This window comes from Arthrobacter sp. SPG23, assembly GCF_000876655.1.
GTDB lineage: Bacteria > Actinomycetota > Actinomycetes > Actinomycetales > Micrococcaceae > Arthrobacter.
In genome coordinates, this window is the sequence record NZ_JYCN01000016.1 from 1 (window position 1) to 21,085 (window position 21,085).

Consider the following 21,085-nt stretch of genomic DNA (forward strand, 5'->3'; position numbering starts at 1 on the left):
GACGGAACCCTCGCGGCCACCTGGCTGCAGAACAGCCTCATCACCACCCTTTCCACCGTGTTGGTGTCCCGTGGCCGTCGCCGCCCCCGCCGGCTACGTCCTCTCCCGCGGCCGCAGCAAGGCGGTCTCCGGCTACTCCCTGCTGCTGTTCGTGATGCAGTCCCTGCCCATCATCACGTCGGTGGTCCCGCTGTTCATCCTCTTCGCCGGCATGGGCCTGGTGGACAACCTGCTGGGCATCACCATCATCTACGTGGGCTCCACCATGACCGTGGCCACCTGGATGATGGCAGCCTACTTCGACTCGATCCCCATCAGCCTCGAGGAAGCCTCGTGGATCGACGGCTGCTCTGTCTTCGGATCCTTCACCAAAGTGGTCCTCCGCAACAGCCTGCCCGGCATCCTCTCCACAGCGATCTTCGCCTTCCTGCTGGCCTGGAACGATTACCTCGTGGCCATCGTCTTCCTTCGCTCCAACGAGATCTTCACTCTCCCCATGGGCGTCCAGTCCTTCTTCCAGCAGAACGCCACGGACTGGACCTCCGTCATGGCCCTCGCCGTGGTCATGATGCTCCCGCCCGTCATCGTCTTCGCCACCCTGAACAAGTACTTCAGCGTCGGCGGCATCGGCGGCTCCCTCGCCGGCCGCTAACCAGCGCCGCAACGGTTTATATCTGTTCATTCAAGGAGTTTCGATGACCGACACAATGCCCTTTTCCGCAGTGTCCCTGACGACAGGGGCCGACTACTGGACGACGCCGGAAGCGCCGTGGATCGGCCTGAGGTCTTTGCGTTTCGCTGACGGGCCCCACGGCCTTCGGGTTCAGGACGACGAAAACCCTGACCACCTCGGACTCGAACGGAGCGCCCCTGCCACGTGCTTCCCGCCGGCCGTCACGCTCGCCTCGTCCTGGGACCCTGAACTCGTGCAGTCCGTCGGGGCTGCTCTTGGGCGCGAAGCTCGCACTGCCGGCGTCGATGTTGTGCTCGGACCGGGCCTGAACATCAAGCGCAGCCCGCTTTGCGGACGCAATTTCGAGTACTATTCCGAAGATCCGTTCCTCGCTGGCGTGCTCGCGGCTGCGGCCGTTCGCGGTATCCAAAGTGAAGGTGTCGGTGCGTGCCTTAAGCATTTCGCAGTAAACAATCAGGAAACTGATCGTCTCCGCATCAGCGCCGAGGTTGATGAACGGACGCTGCGTGAGGTGTACCTGCGCGCCTTCCAGGTCGCCCTCCGCGAGTCCAGCCCGTGGTCGATCATGTCCGCATACAACCGAATCAACGGTGTCTATGCCTCGGAGAATCGCTGGCTACTCACCGACGTGCTGCGAGGGGAATGGGACTACGACGGCGTCGTCGTGTCAGATTGGGGCGCCGTCCACGATCCCGTGGCGGCGGTTGACGCTGGCCTCGATGTTCGCATGCCTGGTCGACCGGACGATCCGCGTGTTGGTCTGGCCTTCGCCGAGGGGCGGATTGACCGCGCGGCATTCGACCGTGTCGCAGAGCGGCTGATGCTCCTGGCCCAGCGGACGAAAATGAATAACCCCGTAGCTGCAGTCGATACTAATGCGCACCACGAACTGGTACGTGCTGCCGCGGCTCAGTCCACCGTACTGTTGGCAAACGATGGAACGCTGCCCCTCGACGTATCCGCAGGACTTCGCGTCGCGGTGGTTGGCGAGCTTGCCCGGACCCCGCGCTATCAGGGCGCCGGCAGCTCACGCGTCAACGCCTCCCTCACTGTTTCCGGGCTTGACGCGCTGACCACTCGGGTGGAAGCAGCAGGGGGAGCGGTGGAGTTCTCGCCCGGCTACAGTCTTAATCGGGTTGGCTCGTCGCCGATGATGCGTTCGGACGCAGTAGAAGCGGCGCAGCGGGCGGACATAGTTTTGTTTTTTCTGGGGCTGCCAGGGGGTTACGAGGCAGAGGGCGTGGACCGAGCATCCATCGATTTGCCCGATGACCAGCTTGCGCTCCTCTCTGACATGCGGGCGGTCGACACACCAAAGGTGGTGGCCCTCAGCAACGGCTCCGCGGTCACCACGGCGGCTTGGCGCACGTCGGTGAACGCCGTCGTCGAATTCTGGCTGACCGGCCAGGCTCACGGCGACACAGTTGCCGATATCCTTCTCGGAGATTCTGAACCTGGCGGCCGCCTAGCTGAGTCGGTGCCGCTGCGGATCGAAGATACTCCGTCGTACCTCTCCTTCCCGGGGGAGGGAGGAACGGTCCGCTACGGTGAAGGCGTCCACGTCGGATACCGCTACTACGATGCCCGGGATCTGGCCGTGGATTACCCGTTCGGACACGGCCTTTCGTACACAACGTTCAGCTACTCCGACCTCAATGTGACTCCGCGTACGCTCGAGGATAAGACTGCTTTCGACGTGGAGGTCCGCCTCACCAACACCGGCACACGAGAAGGATCGGACGTGGTCCAGGTGTACGTCACCGACCATGGCAGTTCCGTCCAGACTCCGCTCCGGGAGCTGCGTGGCTGGCGGAAGGTTCGTCTCGACGCCGGTGCCTCCGAAGTCGTCCGGATCGAGGTGCGCCGTGCCGACCTTGAGCATTGGCATGGACGGCTTACCGGCTGGGCATACGAAGGCGGCGACGCCACGGTCCATGTCGGGGCATCATCCCGCGACCTCAGGATTTCAGCGGACATCGAGATCGCAGGCGTGCCGCGCCCGGTGCGCCTCGACAGCTGGTCCACATTCGGCGATTTCTACGATCACCCGGTCGCCGGTCCTGGACTGCGGGCGACCGCGGAAGCCCGTGGCGGGTTCCGCGGCCGCATCGGGGACCTGCTGGGTGACGATGCTGGACGCGTCAACGTGCTCAGTATGCCGCTGGCCACGATCGTGGAGTTTCCTGGCGTCCCTCTGGAGCCCGAAGATATCGAAGCGTTTATCAAGGGCCAGGATGGATAGCTGCGGTCCGGGCGCAGGCAGCAACCGCTATCAGGTCCCCAGAGTCTGCCCGATCCAGGCGACTTCGGCGCGGCTTGCGGCCTGGCCGATGGTGACCATTCCCTTGCGGTAGACGTCGTCGATTTCCGCCTTGCGCAGGGGCCGGCCATTTTCGTAGAAGAAGCTTGCCGGGGCCTCCAGGAACTGAAGGCGCCGTCGAAGTACCGCGTGCTGATCCTCCAAATCGGGAAGTTGGGACAGGAACGCAAGGATGACCATGAATCGTCCGAGGTCAGTAATGTCGCCTGCCGCTGCGCCGCGCAGTCGGCCCTCGAGGTCTTTCCTGCCATCAGGCGTCAGTTCGAGCGTGTGGCGCTGGGCGGCCCGGCCGCTCTCGATGCGGCGGACAACTGACCCTGATTTAATCAGCCGCTGAATGGCGGGGTACAGGCTGCCGTCGCTGATTTCACGGGCGAAACCGTACAACTCGTTCATTTTCCGGCGCAGTTCGTAGCCGTGGAGCGGGCCCTCCGCCAGGAAACCCAAGATCATCAGTTCCAGCACGAACGCCATGCTACATGACATGTATGTGTCGAAACGAGGTATCTACTCGCATATACCTCGTTTCGAGGTATATGCTGGCTGTCCCGTTCGTCTTCGAAGGACCCTTATGCCGTCATCGCCTGTCTCCGGTACACCCAAACCGGCCATTTCCCGTGGCCGTCTTGCCATTGCCGTGGTCTCGACAGTTGTGGAGTGGTACGACTTCACGCTGTTCCTCTACCTGAGCTCGGTGCTGTCCCGGGTCTTCTTCGGGGACAGCCCGACGGGCGTCCTCCTGACACTGGCGACGTTTGCTGTCTCCTATTTACTGAGGCCCGTTGGTGGCCTGGTGTTCGGCTATGTGGGGGACCGTTGGGGCAGGCGCCCGGTCCTTCTGGCGTCCATGGCGTTGATGTTCCTGGCCACAGCGGGGATGGCCGCATTGCCAACCTATGCCCAGGTCGGCGAATCGGCAGCAGTGTGGCTCCTTGCCCTGCGATGCCTCATGGCGTTCTCCGTTGGCGGCGAATACACGGGAGTCATGACCTACCTCCTCGAGAGCAGCCGTGCCAGGAATCGCGGCCTGGTCACCTCGTTGGCGGCTTCTGCCAGCGAAGTTGGCGCGTTGCTGGCTGCCGGTGTTTCGGCTCTGACAGTGACTGCCTTGTCCGCACCGCAGGTCGAGGAGTGGGGCTGGCGGATCCCGTTCATTGTGGGCGGGGTACTTGCCGGACTGATTCTGGCTCTCAGGTCCGGGCTGCCGGAAACGCCGTTGTTCCTGCAAAGCCGATTGGTGACGCGGCAGCAGCCGTTGCCAGGTGTGTTGCGGCGGCAGTGGCGGGCCATAGTCCGTACGTTTATGATTTCGGGACTGTGCTCGGCTGCCTATTACGTGGGCATTATCTATCTGCCGACGTACCTGATCTCGGTCCGGAACTGGAGCGAATCTTCGGCCCTCGGGCTGGCGACGCTCGCGGCCGTCGTCGTCGTCCTTGCTTCCCCCGTAGCGGGTTGGCTGTCCGACCGGTACGGTCGCCGTGCAACGCTGCTGGTCCTAGCCATTGCGGCAGTCCTTCTTCCACTTCCGATGTTCGCTGCCGCCGGGCAACCGAACGTGGGCGCGGCAGTGGCGGCCGTAGTGGTACTTGCGTGCCTCGCGGGCAGCCTCAGCGCGGTCGGGGCCTCGGCGATCCCGGAGCAGTTCGACGTCAGGGGCCGCTTGACGGCGTTGGCCATAGGCGGGACTGTAGCCACAACGATCTTTGGCGGCATTGCCCCGTACGCGGTGCAGACGCTCACGGAATCGACGGGGTGGCAGCTGGTGCCCGGGATGCTGATCGCAGTCGTTGCACTCGCTGCCATCCCGGCCATCCGACGCGGCCCGGGCGCAGCAGCGTCACAAAATCAGCAACCCGAGCCCATTCCAGTACCACCGCGCACCACAGCTGACGCAGACGCCCAAGGAGTGAAGGACAATGCCTGAAATGATGCGCGCCGTAGTCCTCGACGGTCCCGGAGGACCGGACGCCCTCAAAATCCGGCACGTACCCCGGCCGGCTTCCAAGCCGGGGTGGGTTCTCATCAAGGTCCACGCTTTCGGCCTGAACCGCTCTGAACTGCACTTCCGCCGCGGCCTGGGGTCGTTCGGGTCCTTTCCGCGTATTCCAGGCATCGAGGCAGCCGGGGTGGTTGTTGATGCCCCGGGCGGAGAGTTTACCCCCGGGACCCAGGTCGCAGCGCTCATGGGCGGCATGGGGCGGACGTTCGACGGCGGATACGCCGAGTACGTTTCGGTACCGGCCACCAGCGTCATCCCCTTCGCGAGCACCCTTGACTGGGCCACCCTGGGCGCCGTTCCGGAAATGCTGCAGACCGCCTACGGCTCTTTGACGGTCGGCGTCAATGCCGCCCCGGGCAGCAGCCTGTTGATCCGGGGCGGCACATCGTCCATCGGTCTTGCCCTAATCGTCCTGGCGAAGAGCCGCGGCATCACGGTCCTCGCCACCACCAGGAACCCCAACAAGGCTCAAGCGCTCCTCGACGTCGGAGCGGACCACGCCCTTATCGATACCGGAAGTATCGCTGAGACCGTCCGGACGATCTTCCCTGATGGAGTCGGGGGCGCCGTTGAGCTCGTTGGAGCGCCGACGTTGCGCGACACCCTCCGGGCCACCGCCGTCCACGGGACGGTGTGCTTTACGGGCATGCTCTCCGATGAGTGGACCGTGCCGGATTTCTACCCCATCGACTACATTCCCCGTGGAGTTCGACTCACCGCTTACACCGGCGAAGCCGAGGACCTGCCCCCGGCTGTCCTGCAGGAGTTCCTGGATGCAGTCGCGTCGGGACAGGTAATCGTCCCGATCGGGAAGGTCTATACCCTCGAGGACATCGTGCAGGCGCATCAGGACATGGAGGACGGCTCCGTCACGGGAAAGCTGGTAGTCACGGTGGGTGGGCATACCCGCCCCAGAATGAACATGTAAGGAAAAGAACATCAATGAATGGTCGGAAATCTGAAGTCAAAGCGGTGCATGCACTGGAAGACCTGCCTGATGGAGCCTCGGTGAACTCCGTGACAGCTGCGAGCGTTATGGTCGCCGGCCGCCTGGCCCTTCGCGTCGAGCTGACCGAAGTGGCCGCCTCGGGGGTGCCGGGCGTCGACTTCATCGACCAGCCCACGTTCGTCCACATTCCGGCGGACTTCGGGAACGGCATCATCGAGGTGGATGTGCTTAGCCGCCTCGCAGGCGGCGCGCCGGACTATGCTCGGGCGTTCGCGGGTCTTGCCTACCGGATCACGGAGAACCTGGAGAGCTTTGAAGCTGTCTATGTCCGGCCCCTCAACGGTGCCAAGGCAGATCCGCCAGGACCCCGCGCTCAGCGGGCCGTGCAGTATTTCGCCTACCCTGAGTGGAACTTCGAACGCCTTCGCGAGGAGTATCCGGACGGTCACTACGAGTCTTCGGCAGACATCGGCCCGGACGAGTGGATCCACTTGCGCATCGAGGTGCAGGGCGAAAGGTTGCGCGCCAGCGTGGATGGCCTCCAGGTTCTGGACCTTCCAAAAACAAAGGGACGGGAAGCCCGCGGCGGAATCGGGCTCTTCGTTGACATCGGCACGGAGGCGTTCTTCTCCAACCTGTCCATTACTGCACGGTGAGCGGCGGCGGCCGAAGGGGCGGCCGCTGTCGATCTCATCTTCGAACCTTCCGGTGCAATTCAGAATGTGGAGTCGGCGCCTCAGCGTCGTCCACAGCCTATTTCCGTGGGGTCGGTAGTTGCGGCCGCGCTCATTGGGAAATTCTTGGCGGGGTCGGGAGTATTTCGGTGAATCAAGCAGTTATGCATCTAGTCGGGCTGGGTCTGCGCGCAGCGCTAATTATTGACGACGGGAATGAGATCACGTGACGACAGTGCCTGCCGGGGGAGTCGGCTTCCGCTCGAAGCGCGGTCCCATTCTGATTTCCTTGATGCTGTCGACGGGCTTGGTGGCGATCGATTCGACGATCGTCGCGACGGCGGTGCCGTCGATTGTGCATGACATTGGCGGTTTCGCGTCTTTCCCGTGGCTCTTTTCTGCCTACCTGTTGGCGCAGGCTGTGTCCGTGCCTGTCTACGCGAAGCTCTCCGATGTCGTCGGCCGTAAACCGATCATCCTGATTGGCATCGGGCTATTCCTGCTCGGTTCGATCCTCTGCGGAGTGGCATGGAGCATGCCGGCCCTCATCGCGTTCCGTGTACTGCAGGGCCTGGGCGCGGGAGCCGTCCAGCCGATGGCGATCACGATCGCTGGCGATATCTATTCGCTGACTGAGCGGGCGAAGGTGCAAGGCTACCTTGCGAGCGTTTGGGCGGTGTCCTCCGTCGTTGGCCCGACGCTCGGTGGGGTGCTTTCAGCGCTGGGCATGTGGCGCGGGATCTTCCTCGTGAATATCCCGCTGTGCCTATTGGCAGGGTGGATGCTGAGCCGGACGTTCCACGAGAATGTCGAGCGAACCGGGCACCGGGTCGACTATCTGGGGGCGGGCCTGCTGACTGGCTCGCTGACGCTGATCATTCTTGGGGCCCTCGAAGGCGGCCAGGCGTGGGGCTGGACCTCCGCCATCAGCGTTGCGGTGTTCGCCGGCGGAGCACTCTTGTTTGCCGTGTTCATCCTCGTCGAGCGAAGGGCCGCGGAGCCGGTCCTGCCGCCGTGGGTGGTCTCACGGCGGCTGCTGGCGACGACGGCACTGATCTCCTTTGGCGTGGGAGCGGTCATGCTTGGCCTCACCTCGTACGTTCCCACGTTCCTCGAAGGAGCCCTCTCGACCTCCCCGGTACTGGCCGGGCTCGCGCTGGCAGCATTGACGATCGGCTGGCCGATCAGTGCGTCCCAATCGGGCCGGTTCTATCTCAGGCTGGGGTTCCGGAAGACCGCGATGATCGGCATTACGATCACGGTCATCGGTTCGGCGGTACTTGCCCTTACCGCTTCCCCACCGAGCGTTCTGCTGGTGGCGGCGAGTTGCTTCATCGTAGGGCTCGGGCTGGGGCTGGTTGCCACCCCGAGCCTCATCGCAGCCCAGTCCAGCGTCGACTGGAATGAGCGCGGAGTTGTCACCGGAACCAATCTTTTCGCACGGTCGATTGGAAGTTCCATCGGTGTCGCAGTTTTCGGCGCGGTTGCGAATGCGATCTACGCAGGCACTCCGGGCGGCAATACGGATCCGCACACAGTCGTTTCGGCCTCCGGGGCTGTATTCCTAGCCGTACTGGCCGCCGCCGTACTTACCGTCGTCGCCGTTATCGCGATGCCCGCCCCAGATAAAAAGATCACCGCCCCCTCGGGCGCGGAACCCGTGGTGGCCGCTGAATCCAGTGCGGCTTCCTCACTGGATTAGGACCGCCCCAGCCCTCTGGCCCGGACCGCATCCGCCTGGGCTGCCACTTTGCGGTGAATATCCAGACTGGTTCGGCGCCCTCTGCAGGGGTGCTAGGGGAGTCGGGCGATGTCGGCACCGGATGTGTCTGTCAGATCTCGGCGTCGTTCTGATAGCGGAGTCAGCGCTGGGTTTGAGGGTCCGTAGTGCAACTTGGGGAACCGGGAGCGGTTCAGAGTTTCGTGAGGAAATAAGCGACGCAGGAGCGCCGAAGCGAAACTCTGGATCGAGCCCGGCGCGCAGCGCCCTGGTTGCGTGGAGGACCCGCCCAGCGATGATGGGGATCAGAATGACAACCAGCGAAGTTGCTTCTGGCGGCGTGAAGCTTCCCACTCCCTGGTGTTTCTAGTGAAGGATTGCAAGACGTTGACCCGAGGCAAGGGCCTTGCTATCGCCAGCATCGGAGGAAGCGTCCCGTAGCCATGTGTCCTAACCGGGCTCGATTTCGGTGCCGTCGCACAGTCTTACGAGACACGCGTTGGACTTGTAGCGATGAGCTTTCGGATGGAGGCAGCCCGCCTTCTGAAGTCCGTCGGTCTTGAGGAGAAAGCATCCGCGTACTTCGCGCAGCTTTCTGGCGGTCAGCAGCAGGCGGCGATTGCCCCGTTCCCTGGCCATGCCCCCACGTTGATGCTCTTCGACGAGCCAACGACGTGGTCCAAGCATCTTCGGTGACGGCATGTGCGGTGGCCGCTGAGTCGGAGAGTCGCCCGTCATTGTTCGTGCCTGATCGGAATTTGGCTGTGGCACGTAACGTCCAGATCGATTTAGGAGACATTCGCGCTCACCGTTGCCACTACGGACGTCATGGTTGATCGGTTCCCGATCCGTCGGTTGTCACTTCCTGGCTCGACGATCAGAAGCCTGCGTCGCTAGCAGGTTCAGGAAGTCGTTTGCGTATTGGGAATAATCGGCGGCGGCGCCCCGAATCAGTGCGGCGACCCTCAGTCGGGCGGACAGTCGCGGAGTTATCGGGCATTTTGTGTGTGCAGGATTCCTGTTGCGGTTCTGGGGCACGAGGCGTGTGGTGGCGATGGATTTCTCGATTCGGTCTTGGCTGTGCGCAGGTTCCCGGTCGAATTGGATGCCGGGACCTCCCGGCGAGTGGAGGAGGTCCCGGCGGCATATGGGCGTCGACGAGTCATGCGGTCAAAGGGGTCGGGCAGACCTAGTTGTTGTCGCTCACCTTGCTGATCTTGACGTCTTCGTTGCAGCCAAAGGCGCGCCGACCGGCTCCAGAGTCAGCGAGAACCCAGACGACGCTGGAGTCCTCAGTCAGAATGTCGACTGTGGCGTCGAAGTGGAATCGTCGAGATTCCCAAACCGTGACTCGGTCGCCAGTGCGTAGGTGGCCCCAGTCTGTCCGATTGAGGTTTTCTTTGGACAAGTTGCCGCACAGACTCATCGCGCAGCTACTACCACTTGTCGTTGTGCACCCAGGCCGGTGATGCTCAGATCCATCACATCGCCTTCCTGCAGCCAGATGGGCGGGTTGAAGCCCATGCCCACGCCGGGCGGCGTGCCGGTGTTGATGAGGTCGCCTGGTTCCAGGACCATGAACTGGCTGAGGTGGTGAATGATGTCCAAGGGGGAGAAGACCATTTTCGATGTGGAGCCCTTTTGCCGGAGGGCTTGGTTGACGTCCAGCCGCATCTCCAGGTCGAGGATGTCGGGGATTTCTTCCGGGGTCACGAGCCACGGGCCCGCCGGATTGAATGTTTCTGCCGACTTGCCTTTGCTCCATTGCCCGGAGCGTTCCATCTGGAACGCACGCTCGCTGATGTCGTTCACCACCATGAAGCCTGCGATGGCTGACGCTGCGTCCGCAGGGGAGTCCAGGTAGCTGGTGCGTTTTCCGATGACGATGCCCAGTTCGACCTCCCAGTCAAGCTTTGTGGAACCTCGGGGGATCCTTACATTGTCGTTGGGACCCACGAGCGAATTGGGTGCCTTGGTGAACAGGATCGGCTCCTCCGGGACAGGTAGACCTGCCTCGGCTGCGTGGTCTGAGTAGTTCAGGCCGATGCACAAAATCTGGTGGGGCCGTGCGATGGGTGCTCCGATGCGCTCCCCGGTGAATGGTGTCATCCTGTCTTCGCGTTGGCCGACAAGTGCTCGGAGTCGGTCGAGGCCATCTCCGCCGAAGAAGGACTCATCGAAATCCCTGACCTCGTCCGATACATCGATGTAATGGCTTTCGTCGATCCTGACGACCGGCCGCTCAGCTCCGGGCTGGCCGATTCGCATGAGATACATATGAATCCTCTGGGGTTTCTACTTCGAAGCCACAACGGGCTGTGCGGCATGCTGGTTCGGGTTGAGGGATTTGAACATCCTGGGGAGGAGTGCCGTGAGAACGGCAGCGACGATCAGAAATCCGCCCATGAGGAGGCTGGGCGCCACATAGTTCCCTGTTGCGTCTTTGAGCGTTCCGAACACGGTGGGTGCAACGAACCCGCCCAGGTTGCCGAGGGAGTTGATGAGGCCGAATGCAGTTGCGGCAGCTGCGCCGGTAAGGAAGAAGCCCGGGATTTGGTAGAACGGTGCGCTCTGGGAGGTAAGGCCGATCATGGCGAAGCAAATGGCGATCATGATAAGCACGGGTTCGTGCAGAACGGCGGAGACACAGATCCCGATGGCTCCGACGATCGCCGGGATGGTCGCATGCCAGAATCGTTCGCCCGTCTTGTCCGAGTGCCGCGCCCAAAGAATGGCCGGCGCGATGGCGACGAGTGCCGGTATGGCCACCATGAGGCTGACCTGCAGGGTGGACATCTTGGTGCCGGCCTGGGTCTGGAAGGCCACGATCATCAGCGGGAGGAAGAACGCCAGGGCGTACTGGCCACATTTCAGGCAGAAGTAGATGAGGGAGAGCATCAGGACGCGAATGTCACCGATAGCCCGCAACACGCCCTTGCCGGAGTGGTTGGATTCCACGAGGGCGTGTTCTGCAGCGATGGAGCTTTCGAGCCAGTTCCGTTCGCGACCTGTCAGCCACTTTGCTTCGGCTGGGCGGTCTACGAGCTTGAAGAGGCACACTACGCCGACGAGGATCGCGGGGATGCCTTCGATGACGAACATTGCACGCCAGGATTCGATGCCGAAGTAGTGGTCAGGTGTGAGCAGCAGGCCGGTGAGAGGCGAACCGATAACAGACGATAGGGTGCCGCCGAGGACGAAGAGCGAGAGCATCGTTCCGCGGTATTGCTTGGGCACCCAGAGGGTGAAGTAAAGGATGACGCCGGGGTAGAACCCGGCTTCGGCGATGCCAAGCAGGATTCGGAGGATGTAGAGGCTTGCTTCGCTGTTAACAAAGCCGGTTGCTGCTGCACACGCTCCCCAGGTAATCATGATGCGGGCCAGCCATTTGCGGGCTCCTACCTTGTACTGGATGAGGTTGCTGGGTACTTCGAAGACGGCGTACCCCACAAAGAGCAGGCCCGATGCCAGCCCAAAGGCGGCGGTGGTCAGGCCGAGAGACTCGTTCATCTGGAGAGCGGCGAGCCCGATGTTGGTCTTTTCCAACGAGTTAAAGAAATATGCGATGGCCAGGATCGGCACGAGGCGCAGGGTTACTTTCCGAATCGTCGCACGTTTCTCGGCCGACGACAGGTCCTGCAATGCATCGAACGCAGCGGGGGCTACGTTGCTGGGGGTCATTGTCACGTCACTCCTTTGTGTTGCGCCCCACATTCGGGGCCTCACTCTTGAATACGCCTATTCGTTTCGGCGCGGCAGTTCCTGTCCCGAATGATGGGACGACAATGACGTCGCGTTCCACTCTGTGGGCCGGCAGTTGCCCCTTCAAACTGACAAACGCAATCGTTCCGCCCCACGTCACCTTCGCATGTGCTCAGGAGGCGGCGCGCCGGCGCGGGCGTTTGGCGGCGCCTATGGCGCTGCTGAGTGCCATGGCCGTGGCCAGCACCGCGGGCGCGTAGCGTTTGGCAACCGCCAGTTCTGTGGCGCCGGTGACGGAAATGGCTCCTGCCACGGGGCCGCCTTGGCCGGTGAAGACAGGTGCGCTGACGCAAAAAAGACCAAGGCGCGACTCTTCGACGTCGTACGCAACGCGCTCGGTGCGGATATTGGCTAGCTCCCTACGCAGTTCCGCAGGTCGGTGACAGTCTTTTCCGTCTGCTGCAGCAGCGGACCGCTCAGGACGGAGTCAACAAATTCCGGGTCGCTGAATGCCAGGATTGCCTTTCCCAGCGCGGTGGCGTGCATCCTCGCCCGGCCGCCCACGCGGGAGTGCGGAACTTTCAACGTCCTGGTGGTGATCTTTTCGACGTAGAGGACGTCGTTGCCTTCGCGGATAGCTATGTTGCTGGTGAGCTTGGTGACCTCGTTGAGATTGTGGGCGAACGGCAGGGCCAGGTCCCTCAATGTGCTGGAGGACGGAACCAATGAACCCAGCTCGAAAAGATGCACACCCAAACTGACGCCGTTGGGGCTGCGTTCCAAGGCTCCCCACTCGATCAGGTCGAGAACCAGCCGGTGCGCCGTGGACTTAGGGACGCCAGAGCGCCGGGCGATTTCACTGATGCTGAGGACCTGGTCCGGGGACGTGAACAAATCGAGCAGCGCGAGGCCTCTAGACAGCGAGGACCCGGAACCTGCGTCCTGCTCTGCGGGACGGGGCATGGGAGGCCGCCTTTCCTGTGTGGATGATCTTAGGAGTTATACAGAGGAGGGAACAGTGAAAACAAGCGCAGAGGAAAATGCGTCGACGACAATTGTCGTGCCGAGCGGCGATCTCCGGAAGGTGATCAGCGATGCCTTGACTGCAAATGGAGCATTGAGAGCAAACGCCGACGTTCAGGCGGCCAATCTGGTGGAAGGCGAACTGCGTGGACATGCGTCCCACGGCATCCGCCGGCTTGCCGTGCTGATCGAACGTATGCGGCGGGGCCTCATCGTTCCCGACGCAGAACCCCGGCTGGAGTGGATAGCCCCGGGAGTAATGCGTGTTGATGGGAATCGCGGTTTCGGGCCTGTGGTGGCCTACCGGGCCATCAACGAAGTGGTGTCGAGGGCCGATGAGACCGGAATAGCAATGGCCGCTATTTCCAACTCGAGCCACATAGGGATGCTCGCACCCTACGTTGAGTCGATCGCACGCCGCGGACAGGCCGCTGTGCTGCTGACCACCAGCGAGGCCCTGGTTCACGCTTGGGGAGGTATCGGCGCGAGCGTGGGAACCAATCCCATCGGCATCGGTGTCCCGACAATGCGGGAGCCGCTGGTTCTCGACATGTCCACGGCGTCTGTCTCGATGGGCAAAATTCTTGACTATGCCGCCACAGGCAGGGCGCTGCAGCCCGGCTGGGCGGTGGATGCCTTGGGCAGGCCGACCATTGACGCTGCAGCCGCAATCGAGGGCGGAGCAATTTCGCCGTTCGGCGGACCCAAAGGCTATGCCTTGGGGATAGCGCTTGAAGCGCTGGTCGGCACCCTGACTGCCACGGCATTCGGGACGGCGGTGGTGGGAACGCTGGACAGCGAGTTCCCTGCCACAAAGGGCGACCTTCTGATCAGTGTGAGCCTGGAACGGCTGGGTCTGACCGGTATGTTGCCGGCCCTGACCGACTACCTGGACCAGGTGAGGGACAGCGGCGTGACCGGCCCGGCGGACGTTCCGGGTGACAGGGCACGACGCGCACGGGAAGGGCGCGCCACAGATGGCGTGCCAATCGATGACGAAGTTTGGGCGCTTGCCCTCAAATATGCGGAAGGACTATCCCATGACTGACATTGCCAATTCGTTCGGGCTTCTGCGGCTGCCCGACTCGATCGCCTTCGGCGACGGCTGCCGCTCCAGTATTGCCAGGACCGTCGCTACTCTGGGAAACAGGGCGTTGGTGGTGTGTGACCCGTTTCTTTCCTCGACTGAGGCTTTCATACAACTGTTGAAGGAACTTGAGGTCCTGGAGGTGGCCGTCACCGTGGACACGCAGGTGGTTCCCGAGTTGCCGGTCAGCGTGGTGGAAGAGGCGATCGACCGGGCGTTGCAGGCCCGCCCGCAGGTCATTGTCGGATTCGGCGGTGGTAGCGCCCTCGATCTCGCCAAGCTCATCGCGTTGGGCCTGGCCCATGGCACGCCCCTGAATCGGTTTTACGGCGAGAACCAGGTCCCCGGGCCGGTGATTCCGCTCGTGGCTGTACCAACCACCTCCGGCACGGGCAGCGAGGTGACCCCGGTTGCGGTCCTTGCAGATCCTGACCGGGAGCTCAAAGTCGGCATCTCGAGTCCATACCTGATTCCCCGGGCTGCTGTTGTCGACCCCCGGCTCATGGTCGGGGCACCGCCTGCCGTGACGGCCAGCGCCGGCGCGGACGCCTTGGTGCACGCTATCGAGGCCTACACTTCCAACAACCACTCTCCGAACTGGCAGGACACGTTGCCGGTCTTCGTCGGTGAAAACCTCCTGAGTTCATCGCTGGCCCTCGAAGCGATCCGCCTGATCGGGCTTTCACTGCGAAACGCAGTCCGGGACGGCCAGGACTTTGAGGCCCGTTCCAGGATGGCGTACGCAAGCCTCCTGGCCGGGATGGCATTCGGGACTGCTGGGACCCATCTTTCCCACGCCATCCAATACCCGGTCGGCGCCCTCACTCACACCGCGCATGGCCTGGGAACCGGCATGCTTTTGCCATACGTAATGCAGGCATTACTGGCCACTGATGCCCAGCGCCTCGCCGACGTGGCCACAGCCCTAGGCGTCGCCGCAGGAACAACCGAAGAATCGGCTCAAAACGCCATCGACGAAGTTGCCGCGATCATGGCCGATATCGGACTGCCCACCGACCTTGCAACCATGGGCGTAACCGAGTCCGACCTTCCCCGCATCGTTGAACTGTCCCTTAGCGTGCGCCGGCTCGTCACCAATTCAGTGATCGAGCCCACCGAGGAAAACCTCCACCGCATCGTCCGTGCCGCCTTCGACGGCGACCGGACCGCGCTGAACCCTCTTCGCACCGCCGCCTCGAACGAAAGCGAAACCAAAAAGTGAACCACATTTCGGACCTCTTTATTGGTGGGCGCTGGACTCCCGGGTCCACCGGTAACAGATTCCCCGTCATCGACCCCGCTACAGGATCAGAACTGGCGTCCTTCGCCATCGCCGACGACGCTGACTGCGATGCCGCGGTCGAAGCCGCCGCCGCCGCACTGCCCGCGTGGTCGGCCACAGCCCCGAGGGTCCGCGGCGAAATACTTCGGCGGGCATTTGAGATCCTCACCGACGAGAAGGAGCAGCTTGCCGAGACCATCGTGCTCGAAAACGGCAAGTCCTACGCCGACGCACTGGGAGAAGCGTCCTACGCCATCGAGTTCTTTCGCTGGTTCGCCGAGGAGGCAGTCCGCGTCCGTGGGGATTTCCGGCTCTCGCCCAGCGGCGACAAACACATCGTCGTCACACACCAGCCCATCGGCGTTGCGCTCCTCATCACGCCCTGGAACTTCCCTGCTGCGATGGCAACGCGCAAAATCGCGCCCGCCCTCGCCGCCGGCTGCACGGTGATCCTGAAACCCGCACGGGAAACACCTCTCACGGCAGCCTTCGTAGTGGATGCCCTGCACCGGGCCGGTGTCCCTGACGGAGTAGTCAACCTGGTAACACCGGTCCCCACCGGGCCCGCCGTCGCCCGCATGCTGCACCACCCCCAGGTCCGGAAGGTCAGCTTCACCGGATCCACCGAAGTTGGACGCGTCCTGCTGCACGAGGCTGCCGACAACGTGGTGAGCGCCTCCATGGAACTCGGCGGAAACGCGCCCTTTGTCATCCTGCCCGGGGCAGACCTCAAAGCAGCCGTTGAAGGTGCGCTGATCGCCAAAATGCGGAACGGCGGGTCGGCATGCACGGCGGCAAACCGCTTCTACGTCCACTCTTCGCTGGCTGACGAGTTCGCCCAACGGATGGCCACCGAGCTCGCAACATGGCGGGTAGGGCCTGGCTCCGACCGGGCCAACCAGCTAGGAGCCCTGGTCTCCGTCCAGGAACGCGACAAAGTTGCGGAGCTGGTTAGTGCTGCCGTGGAGTCGGGCGCTCAGATCCTCACAGGGGGTGAAGCATCGGACCACGGAGCGTTCTATGCACCGACAGTTCTCACCGGGGTCACTCACGACAGCCCAATCACTCAAACCGAGATTTTCGGTCCAGTGACCTCCGTCATTGAATACGACGACGTCGATGATGCCGTGCGGATGGCCAACGACACCATCTACGGCTTGATTGCCTACGTCTACGGCGAACAGGTTCCGGCACTTGCCGTGGCGCAGCGCATCGACGCGGGAATGGTCGCCGTGAACCGGGCCGTTCTCAGCGACCCGGCCGCCCCGTTCGGTGGAATGAAGCAAAGCGGACTGGGCAGGGAAGGAAGCTACGAGGGGATCTTGGAATTTCTCGAAGAAAAGTACATCGGAATAGACCTGTAGGACATAGGGGCGAGAACAATGAAGATCACAACCTTTGAGATTTTCGAGCGGGACAAGCTCGCTGCCCCCGCTAGAGCAGACAACTAGACGTTCTCCTGGAAGGCACACTCATGATCGAAGCAAGAATCTCCTCGGTCCGGATGATCGAGGTATCGGCACTGGTTCCCGACGATCCGTCAAGTCGAGGGTTCCCCCCGCAGTCCAGGGCCATCAGCGTGTATGACCAATACCATCCAGCAGAGGGGTGGCAGTTGCCGGCAGGTCCCCAGCGTAAGTCGTGCCTGTATCTCGAGATCGGCACAACGGCCGGTGTGACGGGCCGCTACGGTCCCATTGACCAGGAGGCCGTAGCCCCTCTGGCCGAAGGCATGGCGTCCTCCCTGCTTGGCCTTGATGCGTTGGCGAGTACCTTTATTTGGGACATGCTGCAGAGGGGAAACCGCCACTCCCGGCACGGCAACCGCAAGATTGCCATCAGCGCCGTCGACAACGCGTTATGGGACCTGAAGGGTCGGCTGCTGGGCCTGCCGGTATGGCGGCTGCTCGGAGGCTCGGGCAGGACACAGGTACCCGCCTACGCCAGCACACTGGGTGCCTTCCACGGCGAGGGCGAGGTGGAACAAACGGCTGCGGAGCTCCTCAACGAAGGCTACACCGCCCAAAAATGGTTCTTCTCCGATGGCCCTGCACAGGGGGCCGAAGGCATGGAACGCAACGTTGCCCTCGTGGAGCGGACCCGTGCCACGGTGGGATACCGGTCGGAGCTGATGTTCGATGCCTTCATGAGCTGGGATCCGGCCTACGCCCGCCGCTGGTGCGCGAGGGTTGAGCATCTGCGGCCGGACTGGCTCGAGGAGCCGTTCCCTACCGGTGCCATAGAATCCTTCGCTCAACTCCGCGCGTCAACCAGCGTCCCACTCGCAACCGGCGAACACCTCTATGACCGCCACGATATCCTTCCGTTCCTCCAGCGCGGGCTGCTCAGCGTCCTCCAAGTGGATCCGGAATGGTGTGGAGGAGTCACCGAACTTGTCCGGATGTGCGCGATGGCAGAAACCTTCGGCGTCCAGGTGATCCCCCACGGCCACGGCATCCGCGCTGCGCTGCATGTTGTTGCGAGCCAGTCGCCGGAAGTCTGCCCGCGCGTCGAATATCTCTTCCACCACGAGCCGGGGCGGCACTTCTTCGAGGTCGATGCCCCGGCTCCACAAGGAGGCTCCTTTGCGCTGCCTAGCCTCCCGGGCTTCGGCATTGAGCTCGCCGAGGACCGTATCAAGGAATCCAACGACGTGTTCGCGGTGTCCTGACCGCCCTCAGCAAGATTCGACAAAGCCCGAGGGCCTGGGCACGGTTGCGATACCGTGCCCAGGCCCTCGGCGGTTAAGCTCGTTTCGGCCCGCCCGATGCTTCAGTAGCCGGCAACCATATCCACGACGCCGATGAAGTTTCCGCCGCTGATGTGGGCTGCTGCGTTGATCCGCACCCGCTCTGCCAAGAGCGGAGCTCTCATGCCGGGCGTATCCGCCGCGTGCGGGGTGATCAGTACGTTTGGTTCATCCCACAAAGGGTGCCCGTCCGGAAGGGGCTCGGGATCCGTCACATCCAGTGCTGCGCCGGCTACCCTTTCCGAGCGCAGGGCTTCGAGCAGGGCATCGGAATCAACCAGACCTCCGCGGGCAATGTTCACCACCATCGCTCCTCCCTTTAGTGCAGCAAATTCGGCCGCCCCCAGCAGGCCGGATGTAGACGCGGTCAGCGCCGCTGCAACTATCACCAAGTCGGCTCCGGCGAGCACTTCCAGGAGGCTTTCGGTGCCGACAGTGATGGCCGCGTCAGCGACAACTTGTGGTTTCCGTCGAACTACTGTGACCTTGGTGCCAAACGGCTTGAGTAGCCTGATTATTTCGACGGCGATGCCCCCGGCCCCGATAATAACCACGTCCAACCCTGCTAACGAGACTCCCTTAGTGGGTGTGGTCCAGGTGGACGACCTTGCATGCTCGTGCAGGGCCCGCAGCAGGGCCAGACTCAGTGCGAGGGCGTGTTCTGCAACAGGCTGGGCGTAGGCGCCTTTGGCGCTGGTCCAGGTTATTTTTCTTCCAGCCGCAGAGCCGATGGCCGCCGCATAGTTATCAACCCCCGCGGACGGAAGTTGCACCCACTCCAGGTGCGCATGCTGCGCCAGGAGCCGGGTCAGCTCATTGACAGGGACACGCTCCGTGATCACCAGACCGCTCGATGAACTCCCGAGACCGGCCACCGTGCAACCAGCCCGTTGTGCGGCGTCAGCCAAATGTGCTGGCTATGTGGGATACAACGAGACGACCCGAGGGGCATCGCGGTACTTGGCTAATTCGTTCATGATGTCGTATTCCTGGGGTGTGTTGGGGAACGAGGGGCCACACGCATTTGCACTCCGACCTTCACAGGGCGGAGTGCAAATGCTATGCGGGCGGCTTGGGGTAGCGTCAGCCCTTGCTGCCGGTTGTGGCAATTCCTTGGACAATATGCTTTTGTGCGAATAAGAAGAATAGAAAAACGGGAACGAGCGTGATGACTGACATTGCGAACAACGGCCCCAGTCCGCTGGAGGTTTGAGAGTCGACCAGGCTGTTCAGTCCCAGCGAAACTGTGTAGGACTCCGGAACGGTCAGGTAAATCAGCGGGCTAAAGAAGTCATTCCAGGTCCAAATGAAAGTGAAGATTGTGGTTGTAATCAATGCCGGTTTCATCAGCGGCAGGATTACGGCCCAAAACGTCCTAAAGGGACCTGCGCCGTCGATCGATGCAGCTTCATCCAATTCGCGGGGTATTCCGCGAAGGAACTGGACCATCAAGAAGACGAAGAACGCGTCGACGGCCAGGATTTTGGGAATTATCAGGGGCAGGAACGTAGTTCCTACCAAGCCGGTGCTGGAGAAAAGAATGTATTGCGGGATGGCCACCACATGGTAGGGGAGCATGATTCCTGCGAGCATCAGCGCAAAGAACGCCGTTTTGAGTTTGAAATTGAGTCGCGCGAATGCATAGGCGGCCAGGGAACAGGACAGCAGGTTGCCGATGAGAGATCCGGCAACGATCAGGAACGTGTTCAGGAAATAGCCGGTGAAACCGATGCCTTCGCCCGAGTTCCAGCCCTTGACGTAGTTTTCCAGAGTGAGTTCCCCCGGAATCAGCCCGAAGTCGTCGAAGATCTTGCTCTCCGGGATGAAGGAACTTTTGAGCATCCAGAGGAGCGGATAAAGCATGAGCAGGCCGAAAAGTATGAGTCCTGCATGCTTGAACGAGAGCCTCGCAGCAGTGGTCGGCGCAGTCAGTAGGCTAGTCATTGTAATGAACCCATCGCTTGGAAGCGTAAAAGTTGAGTGCGGTCAGGACGCCGATGATGACGAGCAGCACTGCGCCCAGAGCAGACGCGTAGCCCATCTCAAAGTTGATGAATCCGCGTTCATAGAGGTAGAGCGTGTAGAACAACGTCGAATCAACAGGTCCTCCTGTTCCGCCGCTCACTACGAAGGCCGGGGTGAATGCCTGGAAGGACCCAATCACCTGCAGAACCAGGTTGAAGAAGATGATCGGCGAAAGCATGGGCAGCGTGATAAAACGAAGCCTGCCGAACATTCCCACGCCATCGATTGAACCCTGTTCGTAAAGTTCAGCCGGGATCTGGCGGAGCCCCGCCAGGAAGATGATCATAGGGGACCCGAACGTCCACACATTCAGGATGATGAGCGTTCCGAGCGCCGTCTGGGGATTTGAGATCCAGCCCGGCATTCCTTCAAGGCCAAAGGTTGCCAGCAACTCATTGACTAGCCCTTCGCCGCCAAAAATCTGGCGCCACAAAATTGCTACAGCCACGCTTCCGCCGATCAAAGACGGCAGGTAGAACGCTGACCGGTACAGGGCCAGTCCCTGGATCCCTTTGTTCAGCACCAATGCCAACGCCAACGCCAGGGCCAGCTGCAGGGGCACCGAGACGAAAACGTAGGTAAAGGTCACCGCCAAGGACTTCAGGAAGCGCGGATCTTCGGTGAACATACGACGATAGTTTTCGAAGCCAATCCAATTGGGGCTGGAAAGGAGGTCGTAGTCGGTAAACGAGAGATACAGGGAAGCAAGAAGCGGCCCGAGGGTGATAAAGACAAGGCCGAGCATCCATGGGGTCAGGAAGACGTAAGCGCTCGAGATGCCTTTTTTCCGTGGTGTCCGCGGCTTGGGGCCAGCGGCCACAGAAGATTTAGATCGGAACCCAAGGGATTCAGGAGGAG

General features: G+C 62.1%; 16 protein-coding genes and 2 pseudogenes. 11 read left to right on the top strand and 7 right to left on the bottom strand.

Annotated elements, in window-relative coordinates; all coding sequences use genetic code 11:
* Nucleotides 1-652: pseudogene (locus TV39_RS09315) on the top strand (carbohydrate ABC transporter permease); the annotation flags it as partial.
* 43 nt (nt 653-695) lie between these two features.
* A complete protein-coding gene (locus tag TV39_RS09320) occupies nt 696-2,936 on the top strand; it encodes a beta-glucosidase (protein ID WP_043480910.1) in 2,241 nt (746 codons plus the stop codon).
* Between the two features lie 30 nt (nt 2,937-2,966).
* Here the strand turns inward: TV39_RS09320 and TV39_RS09325 are convergent, their stop codons facing one another.
* Nucleotides 2,967-3,479 carry a PadR family transcriptional regulator gene (locus tag TV39_RS09325; protein WP_043481066.1) on the bottom strand — a complete coding sequence of 171 codons (513 nt, stop codon included), beginning with the start codon at nt 3,477-3,479 and terminating at the stop codon, nt 2,967-2,969.
* Nucleotides 3,480-3,585: 106 nt separating this feature from the next.
* Between TV39_RS09325 and TV39_RS09330 the strand changes: the two genes are divergently transcribed.
* The 5 genes from TV39_RS09330 (at nt 3,586) to TV39_RS22790 (ending at nt 9,055) form a co-directional block, all read left to right on the top strand.
* Nucleotides 3,586-4,941, top strand: a complete 1,356-nt coding sequence (locus tag TV39_RS09330; RefSeq protein WP_082049612.1) for an MFS transporter — start codon at nt 3,586-3,588, stop codon at nt 4,939-4,941.
* Nucleotides 4,934-5,944, top strand: coding sequence for a zinc-binding alcohol dehydrogenase family protein (locus TV39_RS09335; RefSeq protein WP_043480912.1), 1,011 nt, complete (start codon nt 4,934-4,936; stop codon nt 5,942-5,944). The genes TV39_RS09330 and TV39_RS09335 overlap by 8 nt, the downstream gene beginning before the upstream one ends.
* Nucleotides 5,945-6,024: 80 nt before the next feature.
* Complete coding sequence (locus TV39_RS09340) at nt 6,025-6,621, top strand: family 16 glycoside hydrolase (protein ID WP_160292497.1); 597 nt, start codon at nt 6,025-6,027, stop codon at nt 6,619-6,621.
* Between the two features lie 310 nt (nt 6,622-6,931).
* Nucleotides 6,932-8,341 carry an MFS transporter gene (locus tag TV39_RS09345; protein WP_235347334.1) on the top strand — a complete coding sequence of 470 codons (1,410 nt, stop codon included), beginning with the start codon at nt 6,932-6,934 and terminating at the stop codon, nt 8,339-8,341.
* 543 nt (nt 8,342-8,884) lie between these two features.
* Entirely contained in the window at nt 8,885-9,055 is a 171-nt protein-coding gene (locus TV39_RS22790) for a hypothetical protein (protein ID WP_442853490.1), read from the top strand.
* A gap of 726 nt (nt 9,056-9,781) precedes the next feature.
* Here the strand turns inward: TV39_RS22790 and TV39_RS09350 are convergent.
* The 3 genes and pseudogenes from TV39_RS09350 to TV39_RS09360 all read right to left on the bottom strand — a co-directional run bounded on the left by TV39_RS09350 (nt 9,782) and on the right by TV39_RS09360 (nt 13,024).
* A complete protein-coding gene (locus tag TV39_RS09350; RefSeq protein WP_043480917.1) occupies nt 9,782-10,636 on the bottom strand; it encodes a fumarylacetoacetate hydrolase family protein in 855 nt (284 codons plus the stop codon).
* A gap of 18 nt (nt 10,637-10,654) precedes the next feature.
* The gene (locus TV39_RS09355; protein ID WP_043480919.1) at nt 10,655-12,040 is read right to left on the bottom strand and encodes an MFS transporter; all 1,386 of its coding nucleotides are present in this window, start codon (nt 12,038-12,040) and stop codon (nt 10,655-10,657) included.
* Nucleotides 12,041-12,233: 193 nt separating this feature from the next.
* Nucleotides 12,234-13,024: pseudogene (locus tag TV39_RS09360) on the bottom strand (IclR family transcriptional regulator).
* A gap of 55 nt (nt 13,025-13,079) precedes the next feature.
* Between TV39_RS09360 and TV39_RS09365 the strand changes: the two are divergent.
* The 4 genes from TV39_RS09365 to TV39_RS09380 all read left to right on the top strand — a co-directional run bounded on the left by TV39_RS09365 (nt 13,080) and on the right by TV39_RS09380 (nt 18,124).
* On the top strand, nt 13,080-14,132 hold the full coding sequence (locus TV39_RS09365) for an Ldh family oxidoreductase (RefSeq protein WP_200890989.1): 1,053 nt from the start codon (nt 13,080-13,082) through the stop codon (nt 14,130-14,132).
* A complete protein-coding gene (locus tag TV39_RS09370; RefSeq protein ID WP_043480921.1) occupies nt 14,125-15,393 on the top strand; it encodes an iron-containing alcohol dehydrogenase in 1,269 nt (422 codons plus the stop codon). Before TV39_RS09365 ends, TV39_RS09370 begins: the two co-directional genes overlap by 8 nt.
* Nucleotides 15,390-16,817: an NAD-dependent succinate-semialdehyde dehydrogenase gene (locus tag TV39_RS09375; protein ID WP_043480922.1), complete on the top strand. Its 1,428-nt coding sequence runs from the start codon at nt 15,390-15,392 to the stop codon at nt 16,815-16,817. The genes TV39_RS09370 and TV39_RS09375 overlap by 4 nt, the downstream gene beginning before the upstream one ends.
* Before the next feature lie 110 nt (nt 16,818-16,927).
* Nucleotides 16,928-18,124, top strand: coding sequence for an enolase C-terminal domain-like protein (locus tag TV39_RS09380; protein ID WP_043480924.1), 1,197 nt, complete (start codon nt 16,928-16,930; stop codon nt 18,122-18,124).
* Between the two features lie 101 nt (nt 18,125-18,225).
* Here the strand turns inward: TV39_RS09380 and TV39_RS09385 are convergent, their stop codons facing one another.
* The 3 genes from TV39_RS09385 to TV39_RS09395 all read right to left on the bottom strand — a co-directional run bounded on the left by TV39_RS09385 (nt 18,226) and on the right by TV39_RS09395 (nt 21,047).
* Complete coding sequence (locus TV39_RS09385; RefSeq protein WP_235347327.1) at nt 18,226-19,044, bottom strand: NAD(P)-dependent oxidoreductase; 819 nt, start codon at nt 19,042-19,044, stop codon at nt 18,226-18,228.
* Nucleotides 19,045-19,285: 241 nt separating this feature from the next.
* Entirely contained in the window at nt 19,286-20,146 is an 861-nt protein-coding gene (locus TV39_RS09390) for a carbohydrate ABC transporter permease (protein WP_043480928.1), read from the bottom strand.
* Nucleotides 20,139-21,047 carry a carbohydrate ABC transporter permease gene (locus tag TV39_RS09395; protein ID WP_043480929.1) on the bottom strand — a complete coding sequence of 303 codons (909 nt, stop codon included), beginning with the start codon at nt 21,045-21,047 and terminating at the stop codon, nt 20,139-20,141. The genes TV39_RS09390 and TV39_RS09395 overlap by 8 nt, the downstream gene beginning before the upstream one ends.
* Nucleotides 21,048-21,085: the final 38 nt, after the last annotated feature.